Source organism: Actinoallomurus bryophytorum (assembly GCF_006716425.1).
GTDB classification, from domain to species: Bacteria; Actinomycetota; Actinomycetes; order Streptosporangiales; family Streptosporangiaceae; genus Actinoallomurus; species Actinoallomurus bryophytorum.
This window is the reverse complement of sequence record NZ_VFOZ01000001.1, coordinates 3,758,326-3,779,534: the sequence shown is the minus strand read 5'-3', so window position 1 is coordinate 3,779,534 and position 21,209 is coordinate 3,758,326. Positions and strand designations below refer to the sequence as shown.

Sequence of the window (21,209 nt, the reverse complement as noted above, 5' to 3'; positions counted from 1 at the left end):
AAACCGGAGCCTGCCCCCCGGAAGCCCGGCCGCGGCCCTCGCGTATCCCCCATGATCCCGAAACCGCCGGTCAGGTCCAGTAGGTGTCGTGGCGGAGGTAGAACTCCTCCCATTCCTCCGGGGTGAGCGTGCGGCCCGTGAGGCCGACCTCGACGAGCGTTTCGAAGTACGGCTCGCGCGGGGCGCCGGGGGCGAAGAGGATCAGCATCGACGCGGGCTCGCCGGACTCGTTGCGGAACGCGTGGATGCCGCCCTCGGGCACGTACAGGAAGTCGCCCGGCCTCGCGTCGACCCACCGCTCCCCGTTGAACAGCCGCACGGTCCCCGACAGGACGAAGAACGACTCGGAGATCGTCTTGTGGAAATGTGCCTTCGGGCCGTTCGGCGAGGCCGCCATGTTCCAGCGGTACAGGCCGAACTGGCCGTTCGTGGACGCTCCCGTGGCCAGGTAGCTCGCGGACCCGCCCGCGCTGTTCACCAGCTCCGGCGCGGCGTCGGCCGGCCGGTACAGCGCGCTGATCTCGCCCGTCTGTCCGTCATAACGGGCCTCGGGGTAGGACATCCGAACCTCCCTCAATCCGCGAGAGCGCGGGTCAGCGAATAAATGATCACGATGACGATCGCCACGGCGTACGCCGCCGTGGTCCAGGTGATCACACGGGTACGACGGGACTCGGTGGTGTTCGTGAACGTCAGCAGCCACGCGAGGCCGGGCAGAACCAGGATGCCGTGCATGGTCACCCCGTGGACGGGCTTGAGGAAGCCGCCGGCGGAGTAGGCCGCTTGCTGGTGGCCCGTACGGACCAGGACGACGCCCCGCGCGATCATGATCGCGCCGCTCGCCAGTGCCACCAGCAGCGTGACGAAGCCCGCCCGCAGGGCCAGCCGGGTGCTGCCGGTGACTCCTGGGTTCGCCTTGAACGCACGGGCCGTCAGCGTCACGAGCACCACGATCAGCACCCCGCCGCCAACGGCCAGGGCCATCGAGATCACCGTGTTGAGCGGCGTCTCCATGTTGAAGTGCGACGGGACGTGCCGCCACGCCTGAAACGCGATCATCGCTGTCTCGGCGACGCAGGCCACCGCGAAGACCGAGAGCAGCACCGTGCGGAGGCGATCGCCTAGGTGCAGGAACGATGCCACCCAGGCGATCGTGATCAGCGACAGCCCGAAGGACAGGCCGAACGTGGTCGGCTTGCGCCACGACACAGGCCCGTCCCAGGGACCGCCGTCGACCGCGAACACGGCGAGATGGAACACCCCGGACGCGATGAGCACGGCGCCGACCAGGTAGCAGACACGTTCGACCCGCCTGCCCTCGGTCCAGAACGACCACAGCCCGGCGAGAACCGGCCGCACGAACGCTCTCCGCTGCACGTCGGCAGTGATGCTCATGATCCGATCCACCCCTCACACTCGAACTTCTTCGATATCTAATCATGAGATATCTAATTATGGGAAGAACGGCCGACGGAAACCCCTGATCGCCCCGATCCGTCAGACATGATGTGAGTCACTTCCGGCCGGGCCCGTCGTACGATCCCCGTATGGCATGGCCCGCTCTGCCCCCACCACAGCGGCCGCCGACGAGGCCACCGGTGCCGCCTGTGGCCCCGCGCCCCCCGGCGCGATCGTCGGACGGGCTGGGCTGGTCCCTGGTGCCTCTGCTCTCCGTCGGTTTCGGCGCGCCGGCCTCCTTCCTGTACGCCGGGGTGCGCCGGCGTTCGGTGGCGCTCGGAGGGGCGGCGGTCGGCTACGGCGCGGCGGTGACCTTCGAGTTCGCGGCGTTCCTCGCGGGCGGCGGCGCGGCGGCGCTCGGACTGCTCGTCATGGCCCTCACCTGGACCATCAGCGCCGCACACGCACTCGCCGCACGGCCGCGGGTGTACCCACCGGACAACGTGCGCGACCGGATGAACCGCCGGGTCGTCGAGATGGCCCGCCAGCGCCGCGGTCTCCGCGAGGCCGCCCGCAAGATCGTCCTCGATGACCCGGGCCTGGCCCGTGAGCTGCGCATCGGACGCCCCGACCTGCTTCCGCGCCCGTTCGACGACGGCGGCCTGATCGACGTCAACCACGTGCCGCCGGAGGTGCTGAGCCGGCTGCCCGGACTCACGTACGCGATGGTCGACCGGATCATGGGGCTACGTACCGAGCAGGGCGGGTTCGTGTCTGCCGAGGAGATGGCCTTGCACGCCGACCTGCCGCCGTCCATCGTCTCCGAGATAGCCGAGTACGCCCTGTTCGTCCGGTGATCCCGGCGCCGAGGGTGGGGCTGGCCACACCCCCGCGTGCGTACAGGCACGATCGCCCCGGCGGGCGCCGGCCGCGAGCATGGGAGAGACGAACTCCCTACGCGATCGGGGTAACACCGATGGCCACCGCGTCCGCGCCGTCGTACGCCGCCTGGTGGCGGCCGCCCTTCACCGCCGAGCCCCGGCGGCGTACCGGCTACACCCTTCTCGCCCCGCCCGCCGGGCCGGTCGCGGTCGCCGCGCTCCTGGGCCGCGACGGATGAGCCTCGGCGTGGTCCTGCGGGCGCCGGTGAGCCGCCGCGTGTGGACCGAGATCCTCTATCTCCTGGTGAGTGCGCCGCTGGCCGCCTTCGGGTTCGCGTACACGCTGGCCACCGTCGTGCTGGGCGCCGGCCTTGCGGTCACCGCGGCCGGGATCCCCCTGCTGGCGTTCGGCCTGTACGTGGCTCGGGAGATCGCCGGCCTCCACCGCGGGCTGGCCGGCCGGCTCCTCGGCGAGCACATCGAGCCCCCGGCACCGGTGCGCACCGCCCCGGGGCTGGCCCGGGTGCAGATACGGCTCAGTGACGCCGCCGCGTGGCGCGCGATGGCCTACTTCCTGGTGAAGCTCCCCATCACCGTCATCCACCTGTACATCCTCGCCCTCACCTGGGCATGGAGCCTGGTCGCCATCACCTATCCGATCCAGCACGCGGCCGGCGTGAACATGGACACCGTCCGCGACGCCCACGGGGCGGTCCGGCACGGCCTCGTCGTCGGGGGGGTCGTCTTCGACACCTGGCCCCGCCAGCTGGCCGTCTGCGCCACCGGTGTGCTGCTGCTGTTCGTGGCCCCCTGGGCCACGCACGTGGCCCTGATGCCCGACCGCATGCTCATGCGGTGGCTGCTCGGCCGGCGCGGGCTCGCCGAGCGGGTGCGTGACCTGGAGGAGACGCGTGCGCGGGCGGTCGACGACGCGGCGGCGACGCTGCGCCGCATCGAACGCGACCTGCACGACGGTGCGCAGGTACGGCTGATCGCGCTGACGATGCAGCTCACGATGGTGCGCGACGCGGTCCCCGACGGCGCCGTCCGCACCCTGGTCGACACCGCACAGGCGACCGCCAGGGAGGCCATCCAGGAGCTGCGCGAACTCGTACGCGGCATCCATCCGCCCGCGCTCGACCACGGGCTCGACACCGCGCTGACCACGCTCGCCGCGCGCAGCGGCGTACCGGTCGAGGCCAACGTCGAGCTCGGGGCCCGGCCCACCGCGGCGATCGAGTCGATCGCCTACTTCTGTGCCGCCGAACTGCTCGCGAACGTCGCCCGGCACAGCGGCGCCACCCGCGCCTGGCTCTCGCTCACCCAGGCCGAGGGGCGGCTGCGACTCCAGGTACGCGACGACGGTCACGGAGTCGCCGCGCCCGCTGGAGGCTCGGGGCTGTCCGGGCTGCTCGACCGGGTCCGTACGGTCGACGGGCGGCTCGGCATCGTCAGCCCGCCCGGTGGTCCTACGGTGGTCACCGTCGAACTCCCCTCCCATGCCTGAAGGCCGCTCATGCGCATTGTGATCGCCGACGACGCCGCCATCCTGCGCGAGGGCCTGGCCCATCTGCTGACGGCGCGAGGACACGAGGTCGTCGCGGCCGTCGGCGACCCTCAGGCACTACGAGCGGCGGTGGCCGAACACCGACCGGACGTCGCGGTGGTCGACATCCGGATGCCGCCCACGCACACCGACGAGGGCCTGCGCACCGCCATCGAGCTGCGCCGCGACCACCCGGACGTGGGCATCCTGCTGTTCTCCCAGTACGTCGAGACGCGGTACGCCACCGACCTGCTGGCCGGGTCGCCGGCCGGGGTCGGCTACCTGCTGAAGGAGAGGGTCGGCGACATCGACGACTTCGTGGACGCCCTCCACCGCGTGGCGTCCGGCGGCACCGCACTGGACCCCGAGGTGGTCGGCCACCTGCTGAACGCGGGCCGCCGCGGGGTGAGCGCGCTGACCCCGCGCGAACGCGACGTGCTCGGCCTGATGGCCGAGGGCCGTACGAACGCGGCCATCGCCAAGACCCTCGTCGTGTCCGACCGCGCGGTGGAGAAGCACATCGCCAACATCTTCCTCAAGCTCGACCTGCCACCGTCGGGCGACGACCACCGCCGGGTGCTGGCGGTCCTGCGCTACCTGGGCACCTAGGACGTGGCGACCTTGATGACGCCCGTCAGCACGAGCTGGGCGAGGGCGAGCGGCACCAGGCCGGCCCAGGCGAGCTTCTGCAGCTGGTCCTCACGCATGCGCGGGTAGCTCACGCGCAGCCAGATGACCACGAACGCCAGAAGCATCACCTTGATGAGGGTCCACAGCCACCCGAGCTCGGTGTCGAACCCCGGGCCCTTCCAGCCTCCCAGGAACAGCACCGTCGTCAGCGCCGACAGCACCACGATCCCGGCGTACTCCGCGAGCAGGAAGAACGCGAAGCGCAGACCGGTGTACTCGGTGTACGGGCCGAAGATGATCTCAGAGTCGGCCACCGGCATGTCGAACGGCGGACGGCGCAGCTCGGCCAGGCCCGCGATGAAGAACACCACCGCGCCGATGGCCTGCCACGGCAGCCACCACCACTCCCAGTGGTCGACGATCTTCGTCAGGTTCAGCGTGCCCGCGGCCATCGCGACGGAGGAGGCGGCGAGGACCATCGGCAGCTCGTAGGACAGCAGCTGCGCGGCCACGCGCATGCCGCCGAGGAGGCTGTACTTGTTCGCGCTCGCCCAGCCCGCCATGAGCGCGCCGAGCACGGCGACACCGATCATGGCCAGGGCGAAGAACAGGCCCGGGTCGAGGGAGACGCCCACCTGACCGCCCGGCCCCACCGGGATCACGATCAGGACGACCAGGTACGGGATCAGCGCCACACCTGGTGCGAGGGTGAAGATCCGCCGGTCGGCGGCCGCCGGGACGATGTCCTCCTTCTGGGCGAACTTCACGCCGTCCGCGACGAGTTGCGCCCAGCCGTGGAAACCGCCGGCGTACATCGGGCCGAGCCGGCCCTGCATGTGCGCCATCACCTTGTGCTCGGCCTGCCCGACGATCAGCGGCAGCACGAGGAACGCCACCACGACCAGCAAGAGTTTGATCGCGATTATCGCCAGGTCAGACATCCTCGCCGCCCTCGGGGACGATGCCACGCTCACGCCGACGGCGCCTGGGAGGTTCGGCGGGCTCGGGGGGATCGGGCGGTTCTGGGGGCTCGACCGACTCGGGCGGCTCCGTGGACGCGGCGGCCTCGGCCAGCGCGGCCGATTCGGCCGTGTCCGGGCCAGCGGACTCGGCCGGCTCAACCGACTCGGGCGGCTCGACCGGCTCGACCGGCTCGACAAGTGTGGGCGGCTCAGTGGGCTCGGGCGTCTCCTCAGGCGCGACGTCAGGCGCGACGGCCTCGGCCTCGACGGCCTCGGGCTCGGGCTCGGGCTCGACGGCATTGGGAGTCGATGCCTCCACCGGCTCCGCCGTTTCGGGCACCGCGGGCTCGACCGGCACTTCGGGCTCGACCGGTCGCGCGGACGCACTGGGCCGACGGCGCTTGGGACGCTTGGGAGTCTGCACCGACTCATCCGGCTCAGCGGTCATGGACGGCTCCGCCGGCGCGGCGGACTCCACCGGCTCCGCGGTTTCGGCCACTGCGGACTCGACCGGCTCGGACTCGACCGGCGGCGCGGACGCGCTGGGCCTGCGGCGCTTAGGACGCTTGGGAGTTTGCACCGACTCATCCGGCTCGGCGGACTCCACCGGCGCGGCCGATTCGGCCGTGTCCGGCCCGGCCGGCTCGGGGAGTGTGGGAGGTTCGACGGCCTCAGGTGGCTCTGCGGGCGTCAACGCCTCAACCGGCTCCGTGGTCTCCGGCACTGCGGCTTCCGGCACCTCGGCCTCCGGCACCGCGGCCTCCGGCACCGCGGCCTCCGGCACCGCGGCTTCCGGCACCGCGATCTCCGGCACCGCGATCTCCGGCACTGCCGTCTCCGGCACTGCCGTCTCCGGCACTGCCGTCTCCGGCACCGCAGACTCCGGCACTGCCGTCTCCGGCACCGCGGGCTCGACCGGCCGTGCTGACGCGCTGGGCCGGCGGCGCCTGGGGCGCTTGGGAGGTTGTACCGGCTCAGGCGGCTCGGTGGCCACGGACGGCTCCACCGGCGCGGCGGCCTCCACCGGCGCGGCCGATTCGGCCGTGTCCGGCCCGGCGGACTCGACCGGTTCGACCGGTGTGGGGGGCTCGGCTAGCTCGACCGGCTTCATACGCACGGTGGCATCGTTCGGCTCGACGGGCTCCGGCGGCTCGGCGCTCGCCGCAGCGACGGGTCCGACGGGCTCGACCGGGCCCGTGGACTCGGCAGGCGTCTCGACCGGCACGGACGGCCCGGCCGATTCCGGCCCGGTGGACCCGGGCGCTACGGGCGGCTCGGCGGGTTCGGGCGGTGTCGCGGGTGCGGTGGGCCGGCGGCGTTCGGTGCGTGGTGAGGGCGCCGAGTCGGTCTGGGCGGCCGGGCCCCAGTTCTGGGGGACGCCGGGCGGCAGCATGCGACGGCGGCTGGGTGCGCCGCGTCCGGACTCGCCGGGCTCCTTCGCGCCCGGCCATGGCTTGGCGACCCGGGCGGCGAGCACGAACTCCTTGCGCAGCGGATGTCCTTCGAAACCGTCCGGCAGCAGCAGCGGCGTCAGGCTCGGGTGGCCGTCGAAGAGCACGCCGAACATCTCGTGGGTCTCCCGTTCGTGCCAGCTCGCGCCCCGGTAGACACCGGTCGCGCTGGCCAGGCGGGGGTCCTCGCGCGGCACCCGGGTGCGTACGAGCAGATGGTGGCTCTCGGCCAGCGAGTAGACGTGCGCCACCACCGAGAATCCGTCCTCCAGCTCGTCCACGGCGGTCAGCCAGTCGAAGTAACGGCAGGTGAGCTCGTCGCGGGCAAAGGTCAGCGACTCGACCCACAGCGTGGGCGGTACGTCGACGGTGAGCGTGCCGAAGGTGTCCTCGCTGTGCACCTCGTCGCCGAACCGCCGCGACCACGCCACGGACAGCTCAATCGTCATCGCTCAGTCCCGGAATGATGTCGGGGTCGTCGACGGCGTCGACCGGAGGGGGTTCGGCGAAGCGCTTCAGGCGTTCGCCTCGCCATCGGGTCCGCTGCTGCCGCTGTCTCGTCTCGGCGGCCTTGCGAACCTCCTCGGCGGGCGGCAGGTCCCGGCGTGTCCTCTCGGCGGCCGGCGGGGGCTCCACGGGCAGGGGTTCCTCGCGCGTGGCCTCCTGGCCCGGGAGGAACTCCTGCGTCTCCTCGAACGCCGCGGCCTCGCGCCGTACGTCGTCGGACGGCGGGAGCTCCTGGGTCCCCTCGGGCGAGGACTCCGCCGCCGGGGGCTCCTCGGCGGGCGCCCGCGACCGCGTCTCCTCGATCTCCGCACTTCCGACGGACGGAAGTACCTGAGTCTCCTCGGCGGGTGTGGCCTCGGCGGGCGGAACCTGCCGCGCCTCCTCGGCCACCGCCTCTTCGGCGGGCGGGAGCAGCTGTGTCCTCTCGGCCGCCGCGTCCTCGGCGGCCGGGACCTCGACCGTCTCCTCCGCCGGGCTCTCCGCGGCGCCGGTGAATTCATGCGTACGCACCGCATCGGTCTCGGTGCCGGGAACGAGAATGCTCTGCGTGGTCTCCCCGGCCGCCTCGATCTCCTCGGGCTCTGGCATCGACGGCAGCACCAGGGGCCGGCGGAAGATCGCCGGCGTCGGCGTCTTCGCCTTGACCTCGGGCGCCGGCGAGACCGACTCGCCCGGTCCGTCGTAACGCGTGCCCAGCGACTCCGAGGCGATCTTCTCCTGCAGGCGGATGATGCCGTGCAGCAGCGCCTCCGGGCGTGGCGGGCAGCCGGGAACGTACACGTCGACCGGGATGATCTGGTCGACGCCCTTCGTCACGCAGTACGAGTCCCAGTAAGGGCCGCCGCAGTTGGAGCAGGCGCCGAAGGAGATGACGTATTTCGGCTCGGGCATCTGCTCGTACAGCCGCTTCACGGCCGGTGCCATCTTGTCGCTGACCGTGCCCGAGACCACCATCAGGTCCGCCTGCCGGGGCCCGGGCGCGAACGGGATCACGCCGAGGCGGATGAAGTCATGGCGCGACATCGAGGTCGCGATGAACTCGATCGCACAGCAGGCCAGGCCGAAGTTGAACACCCACAGGGAATAACGCCGGCCCCAGTTGAGCACGAACTTGATCGGCTTGGGGGCGAGCTTGCTCGCCGCCCCGATGCGGGGCTCCGGTAGATCGACGACACCCATATCGGTCATTCTTTCAGACCCAGCCGAGCACACCCTTCTTCCAGGCGTACGCGAGCCCCGCCGCGATGAAGGCAAGGAAGACGAACATCTCCCCCAGGGTCACAGATCCGTACCCCCTGGCGGAGAACACCGTTGCCCACGGGAACAGGAACACCGCGTCCACCGCGAAGATGACGTAGAGGTAGGCGAAGACGTAGTAACGGACATAGGACTGCGCCCAGCCGTCGCCCACCGGATCCACACCGCACTCGTACGTCGTGAGCTTCTCCGCGGTCGGCCGGTGTGGACGCAACGACCGGTTGGCCAGCAGCCCGCCCCCTACGATCGCACCGCCGATCAGGAACAACGCCGCGACGCTGAGGTAGGTCCCGAAGTAGCCGTGCATGGGCCCAGCCTAATGGCCCGGTACGACGGGTGAACTACCCCTTTGAGGGACGGTCTCCGGCAGGTAACAGAAACCGCTACATCACTTGTCGGACATAGCTGCAAACCGTAAGGTCACGGCGACAAGTGGCGTTGATATAGGGGGAGCCATGAGCATGGGGCCAGAGGGCGGCCAGGGAGCCCAGCCCGGACAGCCGGGATCGTGGCCACCTCCTCCAGGCAACCCGCCTCACTGGCAGCAGCCGGGTGGCCCGCCCGGCGGCGGCTGGCCGGGTGGTCCGAGCGGCCCGGGTGGACCAGGTGGTCCAGGTGGGCCGGGTGGACCGATGGGCCCTCCGGGTGGACCCGGTGGACCGCCCCCGTGGGGTGCGGGACCGCCCCCGCCGTACGGTTTCGGCCCAGGACCGCAACCGCCCAAGAAGAGCAACACCGGCGTCATCCTGGGGATCGGCGGCGGCGTCCTGGCGCTCGTCGTGCTGCTGGTCGTCGTGGTCGCCCTGAGCGGCGGCGGCTCGAACGATGACCCGAAGAAGACCTCCGGCAAGTCGGCCGCCCAGGCCGGACAGGCCCTCGGCCAGGCGGCAGGCGCGACCTACACCGGCACGTACGGCGGCAGCGAGGCCACGTTCAACGTCACCAAGGCCGGCAGCGCGCACGGTGCGTACACCTCACACGGTTCCGCGGTCACGCGTGTCGACGTCGGCGACACGACCTACATCAAGGCGGACTCCAGCTTCTGGACCGCTCAGGGTCAGTCGTCGAGCGAGGCCGACAAGGCCGACGGAAAGTGGTCCAAGGCTCCGGCCGCGGCCGCCGACCTGAAGCTCTCGGAGTTCTCGCCGGCCAAGCTCGCGCAGGTCCTGCAGCAGGCCGGGAACGACCCGCTCGCGGTGAACACCCCCGCCGGCAGCACTCCGGCGATCAAGATGTCGATCAGCGAGACGACGTACTACATCTCCAAGAGCGAGCCGCATCGCCTGCTGCGCATCGAGGGCACCGCCGGCAGCGACTCGTACGCCCTCGACGTGAAGCCGCTGACCGGCGCGAGCGCGATGACGCCGGTCTTCACCCAGCTGCGCAGCGACGTCCAGGCGCTCAAGAACGCGTACGACCCGTCGATCAACATGCTGCCGATGGGCAAGATCCACTTCGGCAGCTGCAGCGAGTCGGGCTGCACGGTCAAGGGCAGCGTGATGCCCTCCTCGGTCGGCACGTCCAGCAACTCGGTCCGCATCACCATGAACGCCAGGTTCTGGGGCACCGGCGCGACCGTGTCGACGTGCAAGGGAACGGGCACCACCACGCCGAGCCACGAGACGACGATCAGCTGCCGGACCAGCGGCGGCTCGTGGTCGTCGTGGTATCGCTCACACAACGGCCGGTTCACCATCCACGCCAGCTCGACGTTCGACGCCACCGTGAACTCCAGCAGCGACGTGAACAGCATGCTCACCAAGTTGTCCCAGGAGCAGCAGGGCAGCTGACGTCACCGGTCCGCGGGACGGCGATACCGTTCCGCGGACCGCTCAAGACGCGCATCAGAGCCCCGTCCTATAGTTCGCTCGTGCCCAGGATCGTGGTCCGCAGACGGCCGCAGGTGTCCACCTGCGGGATGCTTGCGTGCCTCCGCATCGGGGAAACGACTCGGTGGGGTTCGGGACGGACACGGGGGCGGGCCGAGGGCCTTCCGCCGGGCGAGTCGCGGGCGAGACCGCACAACCAGGGGATCAACCACGTCACTCGGGACGTAGCATGAAGGTAAGCCTAAGTAGCACTTCGGAAACGGATGCCTTCCACCGGCGAAGTGCTGCTCATCGAGGAGGTCTTGCTCTGTGACCAAGCAGGTCCAACAACTCGATCGTGTGATCATCCGGTTCGCCGGTGATTCCGGTGACGGTATGCAGTTGACCGGGGACCGGTTCACCCAGGAGACCGCCGCGTTCGGTAATGATCTCTCGACGTTGCCGAACTTCCCCGCGGAGATCCGTGCCCCTGCCGGGACGCTGCCCGGAGTCTCCAGCTTCCAGTTGCACTTCGCCGACCACGACATCCTCACCCCAGGTGATGCCCCGAACGTGCTGGTCGCGATGAACCCGGCCGCGCTCAAGGCCAACATCGCCGATCTGCCGCGTGGCGCCGACTTGATCGTGAACACCGATGAGTTCAGCAAACGGGCGCTGGCCAAGGTCGAGTACGCCGCGAACCCCTTGGAGGACGGTTCTCTCGATGAGTTCCGGGTGCACTCGCTGCCGTTGACGTCGATGACGGTCAAGGCCCTGGAAGACTTCGAGATCTCCAAGAAGGACGCCGAGCGGGCCAAGAACATGTTCGCGCTCGGCCTGTTGTCCTGGCTTTACCACCGGCCGACCGATGCGACGGTGCGCTTCTTGGAGATCAAGTTCGCCAAGAAGCCAGAGATCATGAAGGCGAACATCGCCGCGTTCCAGGCCGGCTGGAGCTACGGCGAGACCACCGAGTCCTTTTCTGTCTCCTATGAGGTCAAACCGGCCACGCTTCCCCCGGGTCTCTATCGCAATATCTCCGGGAACGTCGCGTTGGCCTACGGCTTGGTCGCCGCGAGCTGCCGCTCGGGTCTGCCGCTGTTCCTCGGCTCGTACCCGATCACCCCGGCCTCCGACATCCTGCATGAGCTGTCCAAGCACAAACGGTTCGGAGTCCGGACGTTCCAGGCCGAAGACGAGATCGCGGCCGTCGGCTCCGCCCTCGGCGCGTCGTTCGGCGGGTCGCTGGGCGTCACCACCACCTCCGGGCCCGGCATCTCGCTGAAGAGCGAGACGGTCGCCCTGGGGGTCTCCACCGAGCTGCCGTTGATCGTCATCGACGTGCAGCGCGCGGGGCCCTCCACCGGGATGCCGACCAAGACCGAACAGGCCGACCTGCTCCAGGCCATGTACGGCCGTAACGGCGAGGCCCCGGTACCCGTACTGGCCCCCTGCACGCCTTCGGACTGTTTCGCGATCGGGATCGAGGCCGCCCGGATCGCGGTGAAGTACCGGACCCCCGTCATCGTGCTGTCCGACGGCTACCTCGCCAACGGTTCCGAGCCCTGGCAGATCCCCGACGTCGACTCTCTGCCCGAGATCACCCCGGGCTTCGCCGAGGCGGTCGAGGGCGAGGAGTTCCTGCCGTTCAAACGCGACCCGGACACCCTCGCCCGGCCGTGGGCGGTGCCCGGCACACCCGGCCTCGAACACCGCATCGGCGGCATCGAGAAGGCCGACGGGACCGGGAACATCTCCTATGACCCGGCCAACCACGACCTGATGGTCCGGCTCCGCCAGGCCAAGATCGAGGGCATCGCCCGCGACATCCCGCCGCTCGCGGTCGACGACCCGTCCGGCGAGGCCCGTGTGCTCGTGCTCGGCTGGGGTGGCACCTACGGCGCCATCACCGCGGCGGTACGCCGGATCCGCGCCGGCGGCGGCCACATCGCCCAGGCCCACCTGCGGCATCTGAACCCGTTCCCCGCCAACATCGAGGAGGCGCTGCGCTCCTATGACAAGGTCGTCGTGCCCGAGATCAACCTCGGCCAGCTCGCGCTGTTGCTGCGCGGCCGCTACCTCGTCGATGTGATCGGCTACAACCGCGTCCGTGGCCTGCCCTTCAAGGCCGAAGAACTCCAGGACGTCATCCAGGATGTGATCAGCTCATGAGCGAGCGAAGCGAGCGAATCAAAAGCGCAGTGCGCCCGGTCACCTCTCCGACGGAGGAGGACTCATGAGCGATCCCCTTGCGCTCGTTCCGAAGGACTCCGCGCGTCAGACGGCCAAGGACTTCAAGACCGACCAAGAGGTCCGCTGGTGCCCCGGGTGCGGTGACTACGCGATCCTCGCCGCCGTCCAGGGCTTCCTGCCCGAGCTGGGGCTGCGACGGGAGAACGTCGTGTTCGTCTCGGGGATCGGCTGTTCGTCGCGGTTCCCGTACTACATGAACACCTACGGGTTCCACTCCATCCACGGCCGTGCCCCGGCCATCGCGACCGGGCTGGCGTCCTCCCGCCCGGACCTGTCGGTATGGGTCGTCACCGGCGACGGCGACGCGCTCTCGATCGGTGGCAACCACCTGATCCACTCGCTGCGCCGCAACGTCAACCTCAAGATCCTGCTGTTCAACAACCGGATCTACGGCCTGACCAAGGGGCAGTACTCCCCGACCTCGGAGGTCGGGAAGATCACCAAGTCCACGCCGATGGGGTCGCTGGACTCACCGTTCAACCCCATCTCCCTGGCGCTGGGCGCCGAGGCGTCGTTCGTGGCGCGCACCATCGACTCGGACCGCAAGCACCTGCAGTCGGTGCTGCGCGCGGCGGCCCAGCACAACGGCACGTCGCTGGTGGAGATCTACCAGAACTGCAACATCTTCAACGACGACGCGTTCGCCCCGCTGAAGGACCCGCAGCAGCGCGACGACGTGACGGTACGCCTCGAACACGGCGAGCCGATCGTCTTCGGCGCCGACCGCGACAAGGCCCTGCGCCGCACGCCGTCCGGGTCCATCGAGGTCGTCTCCGCCGACGCGCCGGACATCTTGGTGCACGACGCCAAGTGCGAGGACCCCTCACTGGCGTTCTCGCTGTCCCGGCTGGACTCCCCGACCTTCGCCCACACGCCGATCGGAATCTTCCGCCAGGTCGAGCGGCCGACCTATGACGAGCTCATGCGTAGCCAGCTCGACGAGGCCATCGCCCAGCAAGGCGCCGGAGACCTCACCGGCCTGCTCGGCAGCGGCGACACCTGGCGCATCGACTGAGCGGCAGGCCCCGCCGCCTCCAGGCCGGGCCGGTGCGTTTTCGCGGCAAGCGTCGAACGCTCGGGCCAGGCCTGAGCGTCAGCGCAGGTGCCTGATGACCTCGGCGAACGCGGACATGTGCGGCTCCAGCACGCTGATGTAGCTGACGCCGAACTCCTCGCGGTAGCGCAGCAGCCGGTCCGCGATCTCCCGCGGCGAGCCGACCAGCACTCCGGGCAGCTGGACGAGCTGGGCGTCGTCGAGGCCGCTGGCCTGACGGATGACCGCGAGATCGAGCTTGTCCTCGCTCTCGCCCAAGGCCGCGACGAACAGGTTCAGCTCGACGTCGTCGAAGCGGTCACCGGCGGCCTCCCGCAGCACCTGAACGCGGCGGGCGAACGCCTCCTCCGGAGCGAGGCCCTCCGTCATTCCGGCCGCGATGGAGAAGCTGAAGATGTCGGCCTCACGGCCGGCGAGCCGCAGCATGCGGTCGCCTGCGCCTCCCAGCATGATCGGCGGCTGGGGGTTGCCGTCCTCCGCCGCGAGCAGCGTACGGGTCTCCGTCAGGATCGCCTCCAGCTTCCGCAGTCGCTCCCCCGCGGTGCCGAACGGCGCGCCCACGGCCTCGAACTCGGCCGGGACGTAACCGGCACCGAGCCCCAGCTCCAGGCGGCCGTCAGTGAGGCGGTACACGTCGGCGACCTCCCGGGCCAGGTATGCGGGATGGAGGATGCCGGCGTTGAGCACGAAAGTACCCAGCCGGATACTCGTCACGTCGGCCGCGGCCACCAGCGCCGGGAACGGCGCGGCCATGCCCAGGTGGTCGGCCACCTGGAGCACGTCGTACCCGAGGTCCTCCACCTCACGCGCGCGGGCGCGCCAGGCCGAACGGGAGCCGACATCGAACAGAGTGACGCCGAAGCGGAACGGGTGATCGGTCATAAAGATCCTTCGTCCTGATGAGCGGGGTTGAGCCGGTACGGCCCTGCAGTTATGACCAACGGCCGCCACCCGCCCGTGTATTCGCTCCGCACGGGAAGTTCACGTCACGTATACCTGTTGACCTGGCAAAATCCCCCGACCACGACTCGTCTGCGCGCCGACCGGGATATGTCCTACCGGAGGGCGGGCTCGATCCGCAGGCCGCCGTACATGACGCCGCGGGTCATCGGCCTGTTCAGGAAGTCGTGCGGGAAGCCGAGCTCGATCGCACTGGCCGCCTCCAGGTCGGCCAGCGCCGCGTCGGGCAGAGTCAGGCCGAGGGCGCCGAGATTGTCCTCGAACTGATCCAGCGTCCGCGCACCGATGATCGGTGCGGTCACCCTCGGGTCGCGCATGGTCCAGGCGAGGGCGACCTGTGATGGCGTGACGCCGAGGTCGCCCGCGACCTTCGTGACGACCTCGGCGATGCCGAGCGCACGCTCGGTCAGCGATCCGTTGCCGGCGGCGACGTCCTTTCGGGTATCCGCCACCCCCGCCGGGCCGCCCTGATCGCCCAGGTCGGCTCGGGAGTACTTACCGGTCAGCACCCCGCTGCCCAGCGGCGACCAGGGGATGACGCCGAGCCCCATCTCACCGGCCATCGGGATCAGCTCACGCTCGACGGTCCGTTCGATGAGGCTGTACTCGATCTGCAGCGCGGCAAGGGGCGACCAGCCGCGCAGGTCGGCGATCGCCTGCATGCGGGCGACCTGCCAGGCCGGTGTGTCGGAGATGCCGACGTACAGCACCTTTCCGGCGCGTACGAGGTCGTCCATGGCCCGCAGGACCTCCTCGACGGGAGTCGTGGAGTCCCACGCGTGCAGGTACAACAGGTCGATGTAGTCGGTGCCCAGGCGGCGCAGGCTGTCCTCCACCGCGCCGACCATGCTCTTGCGGTGGTTCCCGCCCGCGTTGGGGTCACCGGCGCGGGTCGTCATCGTGTACTTCGTGGCGAGCACCAGGCCATCGCGGCGGTCGCGGGCGAACTCCCCGACCAGCCGTTCGGCGCTGCCGTTCGTGTACACGTTGGCGCTGTCGATGAAGTTGCCGCCCCGGTCCACGTAGGTGTCGAAGATGCGGCGGGCCTCGTCCCTCGACGCGCCCCAGCCCCAATCGGAGCCGAACGTCATCGTCCCCAGCGCCAGCGGCGACACCCTCAGGCCCGAGCGGCCCAGCAAGCGGTAGGTGTCCAGCGATCGTGTCACAGCCGTCTCCCTCAGAAGCCGCCCGGCCGTGGTGGCCGGGCCGTCGCGAATCAGCCTGCGCCGGACGCGATGGGCGGCATAAGGGAAGGCCGATCATGGGACTGGCGCTCCCATGCAGCGGTGAAGGTAAATTCGAACGCATGAGCGGCACCGTCGACGTTGCACACGAACTCGCCGTCTTCCTGCGGGCGCGGCGGGAGCGGCTCGCTCCGGAGGACGTCGGCCTGCCCCTGCGCCGCCGGACCCGGCGCACGCCCGGCCTGCGCCGGGAGGAGGTCGCCGAGCTCGCCGGCGTGAGCGTCGACTACGTCATCCGGCTCGAACAGGGCCGTGGCCTGCGGCCCTCGCCGGACGTGCTCGACGCGCTGTCCACGGCGCTGCGGCTGAGCGACGACGAGCACGCGTACCTGTTCGACCTGGCCAGGCACTGGTCAGCGGGCAGGCGGCAGTCCGGCACCGAGGCCGCGTCACTGTCTCCTGTCGTCCGCGCGCTGTCCCCGCTGCCGGCCATGGTGATCGACCACCGCTTCGACATCGTCGCGTGGAATCCGGAGATGGCCTGGCTGATGCTCGACTTCCCCGAGCTGCCCGAAGACCAGCGGAACACTCTGCTGCTGTGCGTGCTGCACCCGGCGTTCGCCGACTTCTACGGAGACCGCGAACGCGTCATCCGCGAGGGCATCGCGGACCTGCGGGCGGCCTGGGCGGCGCGCCCCGGCGACACCGCGCTGGCGGACCTCGTCGAGCGGCTCAGGTCGAGCAGCGAGGAGTTCGCCCGGCTGTGGGAACGCCGCGACGTCCACGTGAACGGCCAGGGGACGAAGGCGCTGGTACACCCTCGGGTCGGCCCGCTCGCCATCGCGTACGACGTGCTGACGCCGCTGGGCGACGCCGGCCGGCGGCTGATCGTCTACCGCGCCGCCGACGCCGCCTCCGAGGACAAGCTCAACACGGTCGCGCGCGAGGCACGCGGGGGGACGCCCGCGCTCCGGGCTGTCTGATCCGCTCAGGCCGACTGGACCGCCCGGCCCTTGAGGCGGTTCAGGATGACGTTCGCGCCGGCGCGGGTGAGGTGGCCGCTGATCAGGATGCGGCCCTTGGTGATCGGGCCGTCCACCCGCGGAGCGGCGACGACCTGGTCCCGTACGGTCAGCGCGTACGGCCGGCCACCGGCGCTGCGGGTCAGGCGGGTCAGCGCCTTGCTGTCGGCCGGGATCAGGCTGAGCGACACGGCGTACTCACCGTTCGCGACGCGCTCGACGTGCATGTCGTTGACCCGCTTGATCGTGATGCCGACGGTCAGCTGGTAGCAGGTCGGACCGGATGGGCCCTGTCCGATCGCGCCCTGGACGCCCGGTGGGCACTGCGGACCCGGGATCTCCTGCGTGACCGGATAGATCTTCACCGGCGCGGAGAAATGTACGGGGTGTTCCTGGGAGAAGGCGGCGATCAGTGTGCCCGTCAGGGCGATCGCCGCGATCACCACCCAGAGTGCGATCACTACCGCGATCAGTCCGGGCCGTGCGTGGGGGCGCCGCGCGGCTCGCATCGTGGCCTCCGTTCTGTCGTCCTCAAAGGGAGGACGATTGCGACCCGGTCCGGGTTGTCCGCCTGCCTGGAAAGCCCGTGGGTTACACGGTTCCCGGCCAGAAGTCACCCTATGTCTGGATCATCGCACCACGCGCGAATGAGTCACCAAGAAGCCGGACCAAAGGCGTGTCGTGCCGGCCGGAGCCGCGTCGGCGGTCCGCGGCACGGCGAATAGGGTCTTGTCATGAGACGGCGCAGGGTGGCGGCGATCGCCGGTGTGGGAGTCGTACTTGCCGGGGCGCTGACCTGGGCGGCCGTCGGAGACGACCCGCGGGTGACGACCGTGGACCAGCGGATCGCGGTCGTGGACGGGCCCAAGAACGACCAGCACGTCGCCCTCGACACGACCTTTTTCAAACCCGTACGTCCGGGCCGTGCCCCGGCCGTCCTCCTCGCACACGGCTTCGGCGGAAGCAAGGACGACAACCGCGCGGAGGCGATGAGCCTGGCCCGGCAGGGGTACGCGGTGCTGACCTGGTCGGCACGCGGGTTCGGGCAGTCCGGTGGTGAGATCACGCTCGACTCTCCCGACTACGACGTGAAGGACGTGCGGCAGCTCATCGACTGGCTCGCCCGCCGCCCCGAGGTCCGCCTGGACCGGCCCGGCGATCCCCGTGTCGGTGTCGCCGGGCAGTCCTACGGTGGCGGGATCTCGCTGATGTCGGCCGCCTACGACTCGCGGATCGACGCGATCGCCCCACAGATCACCTGGTACGACCTGCCCGACGCGTTCTTTCCCGACGCGACCGGCAAGGGCGCCGAGAACGGCGTCTTCAAGAAGGCGTGGGCCGGCCTCTTCTTCACGAGCGGAGCGTCGTCCACAGCCTGTGGACGATTCCTGCCGTCGCTGTGCGCGATGTATGAGAAAGTCGCCGAGACCGGGCAGCCGACGCCGGGGGCGATCGCGACGCTCAGGCGCTCGAGTCCCTCGTCCGTGGTCGGCCGCATCCACGTGCCGACCCTGCTCATCCAGGGACAGACCGACTCGCTGTTCCCGCTCGACCAGGCCGACCGCAACGCCCGCGCGATCACGGGCGCGCCGGTGAAGACGGTGTGGTTCCAGGGCGGCCACGACGGAGGCGACGCGGAGACTCCGCGCGTCCAGGGGCTCGTCGCCGACTGGTTCGACCAGTACCTCAAGGGCGACCCGGCCTCACCGGGCGACGGCTTCACGGTCACCCGTTCCGGCGGCATCGACTCCTCCACCCAGCGGGTCACCGTCAGCGCCGCGTCCGCCGCCCGCTACCCCGGACTGTCCGGCGCGACACACCGTACGATCCCGCTGAGCGGCGGTGAGGAGACGGTCCACAACCCCTCCGGCGGCTCGCCCACCTCGATCTCGTCAATGCCCGGCCTGGGCCTGCTGGGCGGCCTGAGCGCGCTGGGCGGCGCGGGCGGGATCGGCCTGGACCTGCCCGGCCAGTCCGCGACGTTCGACTCCGAACCGCTCGACGCTCCGGTGCAGCTGACCGGCGCCGCGCAGGTCCGCGTCCGCGTCACGACGCCCGGACCCGCGCGTACGGGCGTGGACCGGCCCACGCTCTTCGCCAAGGTCTACGACGTCGGCCCGGACGGTCAGGCCGTACCGGCCCGTCGTCTCGTCACCCCGCTGCACCTCGACGGCACGGCGCAGGTGACGCTGCCGGCCATGGACTACCGCTTCCCCGCCGGCCATCGGATCCGCGTCGCGTTCAGCGCCACCGACCTGGGCTTCACGTCCCCCACACGGCCGGCCGCCTACCAGGTGTCGGTCGAGTCGCCGCTGAGCGTTCCGGTGGACCCGGCTCTGCGCACGCCGCCCGCTCCGCTGCCGTGGTGGGTCTGGGGCTTCCCGGCCATCGCGCTGGTGGCGTCGGTGATCATCGTGGCGACGACGCGACGGCGGCGTGCGACGGGTGGCGACGAGGCCGACGCCACGACGCCGCTGGAGATCAGCGGGCTGACCAAACGGTACAAAAACGGTTTTCTGGCAGTGGACGACCTGTCGTTCCGCGTCGAACGCGGTCAGGTCTGCGGCCTGCTCGGCCCCAACGGCGCCGGCAAGACGACGACGCTGCGCATGCTGATGGGCCTGATCCACCCCGACGAGGGGGAGATCCGCATCTTCGGTGAGCCGGTACGCCCGGGCGCGCCCGTCCTGTCCCGGCTGGGGTCCTTCGTCGAGGGCCCCGGCTTCCTGCCGCACCTGTCCGGCCGCGACAACCTCGAGCTGTACTGGAAGGCCGCCGGGCGCGGTGAGTCGCACCTCGAGGCGGCCCTGAAGATCGCCGGGCTGGGCGACGCCGTACGCCGCCCGGTGCGCACCTACTCCCAGGGCATGCGGCAGCGGCTGGCCATCGCCCAGGCCATGCTCGGCCTCCCGGACCTGCTCGTCCTCGACGAACCGACCAACGGCCTGGACCCGCCGCAGATCGCGGAGATGCGTGACGTGCTGGTCCGGTACGCCGCCGAGGGCAAGACCGTCATCATCTCCAGCCACCTGCTCGCCGAGGTCGAGCAGACGTGCACCGAGGTCGTGGTCATGCACAAGGGCCGCCTCGTCGCGGCCGGCCCGGTGGCCGAGATCGCGGGCCACGAGGGCGCAATCGTGATCGCCACGCCGGACGTCGACCGCGCGATGGGCGTGCTGACCGCGCTGGAGGGCATCGAGCACGCCGAACCGTACGATCCGGGCGTCCTCGTACGGATCGACGGCTCGGCACCGTCGGTCGTCGTGGCGGCGCTGGTCTCCGGCGGTGTCGCCGTCGAGCGGGTCACACCGCACCGTCGTCTCGAGGACGCGTTCCTCGCCTTGATCGGGGAGGACTCGTGAGCACCACCACGACGAGCGGCCGCAGGGGCGGAGACCCGAGCTACAACGCGCGCAAGACGCTCCCGCTGCGGGTCGAGGCCGTACGGCAGCTGCGCCGGCGGCGTACCTGGATCGCGTTCCTGGTGCTGCTCCTGCTGCCGTGGATCCTCGCCGCCGCCTTCAAGATCGGCGGCTCGCCCTCGGGCAACGACCCGAACACTCCCGGCCTGGTCACCGTCGCGACGACGGGTGCGCTGAACTTCACCGCGTTCACGCTGTTCGTGTCGGCGGGCTTCCTGCTGGTCGTCGCGGTGGCGCTGTTCTGCGGCGACACGGTGGCCAGCGAGGCCGGCTGGGCGTCGCTGCGTTACCTGCTCGCCTCGCCGGTGCCGCGCGTGCGGCTGCTGCGGCAGAAACTGGTCGTCGCCGTGTCCCTCGCGGCACTCGCGGTGATCAGCGTGCCCGTGATGGCGATGATCACCGGCATCTACGTCTTCGGCTGGGCGCGCCTGCGGGTGCCGGGCACCGACACGGCCCTGGCCAACGGCACCGCGCTGAACCGGATGCTGATCATCGTCGGTTACACGCTCGTCTCCGAACTCGTCGTGGCGGCGCTGGCGTTCCTGCTGTCGGTCACCACGGACTCACCACTCGGCGCGGTGGGCGGTGCGGTCGGCCTGGTGATCCTCAGCAACATCATCGACGCGGTCACCGCGCTGGGGCACTGGCGGGAGTTCCTGCCCACGCACTGGCAGTTCGCCTGGACCGACGCGCTGCAACCGCAGATGGTATGGACCGGCATGATCAAGGGGATGGCGCTGTCCGCGTCGTACGCGATCGTCCTTCTCGCGCTCGCCGTACGACGGTTCCGCAACAAGGACGTTGTGAGCTGAGCTGATCAGGCATGATCTGGTTAGGCAGAACGTGCCCAAAACGCCTGACCGCATCGTCCTCA

The 21,209-nt window shown here is 70.4% G+C and carries 19 protein-coding genes; 10 read left to right on the top strand and 9 right to left on the bottom strand.

Annotation, left to right across the window (positions count from 1 at the left end):
* Window positions 1-70 precede the first annotated feature (70 nt).
* Together FB559_RS17805 and FB559_RS17800 are read right to left on the bottom strand one after the other, a co-directional pair.
* The gene (locus tag FB559_RS17805) at window positions 71-562 is read right to left on the bottom strand and encodes a cupin domain-containing protein (RefSeq protein ID WP_141956665.1); all 492 of its coding nucleotides are present in this window, start codon (window positions 560-562) and stop codon (window positions 71-73) included.
* 11 nt (window positions 563-573) lie between these two features.
* On the bottom strand, window positions 574-1,395 hold the full coding sequence (locus FB559_RS17800; RefSeq protein ID WP_141956664.1) for a hypothetical protein: 822 nt from the start codon (window positions 1,393-1,395) through the stop codon (window positions 574-576).
* 263 nt (window positions 1,396-1,658) lie between these two features.
* On the opposite strand from FB559_RS17800, the gene FB559_RS17795 reads away from it, so the two are divergent.
* The 4 genes from FB559_RS17795 (at window position 1,659) to FB559_RS17785 (ending at window position 4,434) form a co-directional block, all read left to right on the top strand.
* A complete protein-coding gene (locus tag FB559_RS17795) occupies window positions 1,659-2,255 on the top strand; it encodes a ComEA family DNA-binding protein (protein ID WP_141956663.1) in 597 nt (198 codons plus the stop codon).
* Window positions 2,256-2,374: 119 nt separating this feature from the next.
* Window positions 2,375-2,518 carry a hypothetical protein gene (locus FB559_RS43940; protein ID WP_185792275.1) on the top strand — a complete coding sequence of 48 codons (144 nt, stop codon included), beginning with the start codon at window positions 2,375-2,377 and terminating at the stop codon, window positions 2,516-2,518.
* Window positions 2,515-3,786 (top strand): sensor histidine kinase, encoded by a 1,272-nt coding sequence (locus FB559_RS17790; RefSeq protein WP_141956662.1) that lies wholly within the window; start codon window positions 2,515-2,517, stop codon window positions 3,784-3,786. Before FB559_RS43940 ends, FB559_RS17790 begins: the two co-directional genes overlap by 4 nt.
* 9 nt (window positions 3,787-3,795) lie before the next feature.
* Window positions 3,796-4,434 (top strand): response regulator, encoded by a 639-nt coding sequence (locus FB559_RS17785; protein ID WP_141956661.1) that lies wholly within the window; start codon window positions 3,796-3,798, stop codon window positions 4,432-4,434.
* Here FB559_RS17785 and nuoH read toward each other — a convergent pair.
* Genes nuoH through FB559_RS17765 form a run of 4 tightly spaced genes read right to left on the bottom strand, consistent with a single transcriptional unit; the run spans window position 4,431 to window position 8,939 of the window.
* On the bottom strand, window positions 4,431-5,396 hold the full coding sequence (gene nuoH / locus FB559_RS17780) for an NADH-quinone oxidoreductase subunit NuoH (RefSeq protein ID WP_141956660.1): 966 nt from the start codon (window positions 5,394-5,396) through the stop codon (window positions 4,431-4,433). The two genes, FB559_RS17785 and nuoH, sit on opposite strands and share 4 nt — an antisense overlap.
* Entirely contained in the window at window positions 5,389-7,317 is a 1,929-nt protein-coding gene (locus FB559_RS44690) for an NADH-quinone oxidoreductase subunit C (RefSeq protein WP_221640069.1), read from the bottom strand. Before FB559_RS44690 ends, nuoH begins: the two co-directional genes overlap by 8 nt.
* Complete coding sequence (locus FB559_RS46720) at window positions 7,307-8,554, bottom strand: NADH-quinone oxidoreductase subunit B (protein ID WP_425455068.1); 1,248 nt, start codon at window positions 8,552-8,554, stop codon at window positions 7,307-7,309. Before FB559_RS46720 ends, FB559_RS44690 begins: the two co-directional genes overlap by 11 nt.
* Window positions 8,555-8,567: 13 nt before the next feature.
* Window positions 8,568-8,939: an NADH-quinone oxidoreductase subunit A gene (locus FB559_RS17765; protein WP_141956659.1), complete on the bottom strand. Its 372-nt coding sequence runs from the start codon at window positions 8,937-8,939 to the stop codon at window positions 8,568-8,570.
* Window positions 8,940-9,264: 325 nt separating this feature from the next.
* Here FB559_RS17765 and FB559_RS17760 point away from each other — a divergent pair, with 325 nt between their 5' ends.
* The 3 genes from FB559_RS17760 to FB559_RS17750 all read left to right on the top strand — a co-directional run bounded on the left by FB559_RS17760 (window position 9,265) and on the right by FB559_RS17750 (window position 13,708).
* Window positions 9,265-10,422 carry a hypothetical protein gene (locus FB559_RS17760; RefSeq protein WP_185792274.1) on the top strand — a complete coding sequence of 386 codons (1,158 nt, stop codon included), beginning with the start codon at window positions 9,265-9,267 and terminating at the stop codon, window positions 10,420-10,422.
* 348 nt (window positions 10,423-10,770) lie between these two features.
* Window positions 10,771-12,612, top strand: a complete 1,842-nt coding sequence (locus FB559_RS17755; RefSeq protein ID WP_141956657.1) for a 2-oxoacid:acceptor oxidoreductase subunit alpha — start codon at window positions 10,771-10,773, stop codon at window positions 12,610-12,612.
* Window positions 12,613-12,676: 64 nt separating this feature from the next.
* Entirely contained in the window at window positions 12,677-13,708 is a 1,032-nt protein-coding gene (locus FB559_RS17750; protein WP_141956656.1) for a 2-oxoacid:ferredoxin oxidoreductase subunit beta, read from the top strand.
* Window positions 13,709-13,786: 78 nt separating this feature from the next.
* Here the strand turns inward: FB559_RS17750 and FB559_RS17745 are convergent, their stop codons facing one another.
* Window positions 13,787-14,629, bottom strand: a complete 843-nt coding sequence (locus tag FB559_RS17745) for a TIGR03621 family F420-dependent LLM class oxidoreductase (RefSeq protein WP_141956655.1) — start codon at window positions 14,627-14,629, stop codon at window positions 13,787-13,789.
* A gap of 173 nt (window positions 14,630-14,802) precedes the next feature.
* Window positions 14,803-15,873, bottom strand: coding sequence for an aldo/keto reductase (locus tag FB559_RS17740; RefSeq protein ID WP_141956654.1), 1,071 nt, complete (start codon window positions 15,871-15,873; stop codon window positions 14,803-14,805).
* Between the two features lie 140 nt (window positions 15,874-16,013).
* Between FB559_RS17740 and FB559_RS17735 the strand changes: the two genes are divergently transcribed.
* The gene (locus tag FB559_RS17735) at window positions 16,014-16,874 is read left to right on the top strand and encodes a helix-turn-helix transcriptional regulator (protein ID WP_141956653.1); all 861 of its coding nucleotides are present in this window, start codon (window positions 16,014-16,016) and stop codon (window positions 16,872-16,874) included.
* A 5-nt stretch (window positions 16,875-16,879) separates the two neighbouring features.
* Here FB559_RS17735 and FB559_RS17730 read toward each other — a convergent pair whose 3' ends face one another.
* Window positions 16,880-17,422, bottom strand: a complete 543-nt coding sequence (locus FB559_RS17730) for a SecDF P1 head subdomain-containing protein (RefSeq protein ID WP_141956652.1) — start codon at window positions 17,420-17,422, stop codon at window positions 16,880-16,882.
* A gap of 225 nt (window positions 17,423-17,647) precedes the next feature.
* Here FB559_RS17730 and FB559_RS17725 point away from each other — a divergent pair, with 225 nt between their 5' ends.
* Window positions 17,648-20,275 (top strand): alpha/beta fold hydrolase, encoded by a 2,628-nt coding sequence (locus FB559_RS17725; RefSeq protein ID WP_141956651.1) that lies wholly within the window; start codon window positions 17,648-17,650, stop codon window positions 20,273-20,275.
* Window positions 20,272-21,147 (top strand): ABC transporter permease, encoded by an 876-nt coding sequence (locus tag FB559_RS17720; protein WP_141956650.1) that lies wholly within the window; start codon window positions 20,272-20,274, stop codon window positions 21,145-21,147. Before FB559_RS17725 ends, FB559_RS17720 begins: the two co-directional genes overlap by 4 nt.
* Window positions 21,148-21,209: the final 62 nt, after the last annotated feature.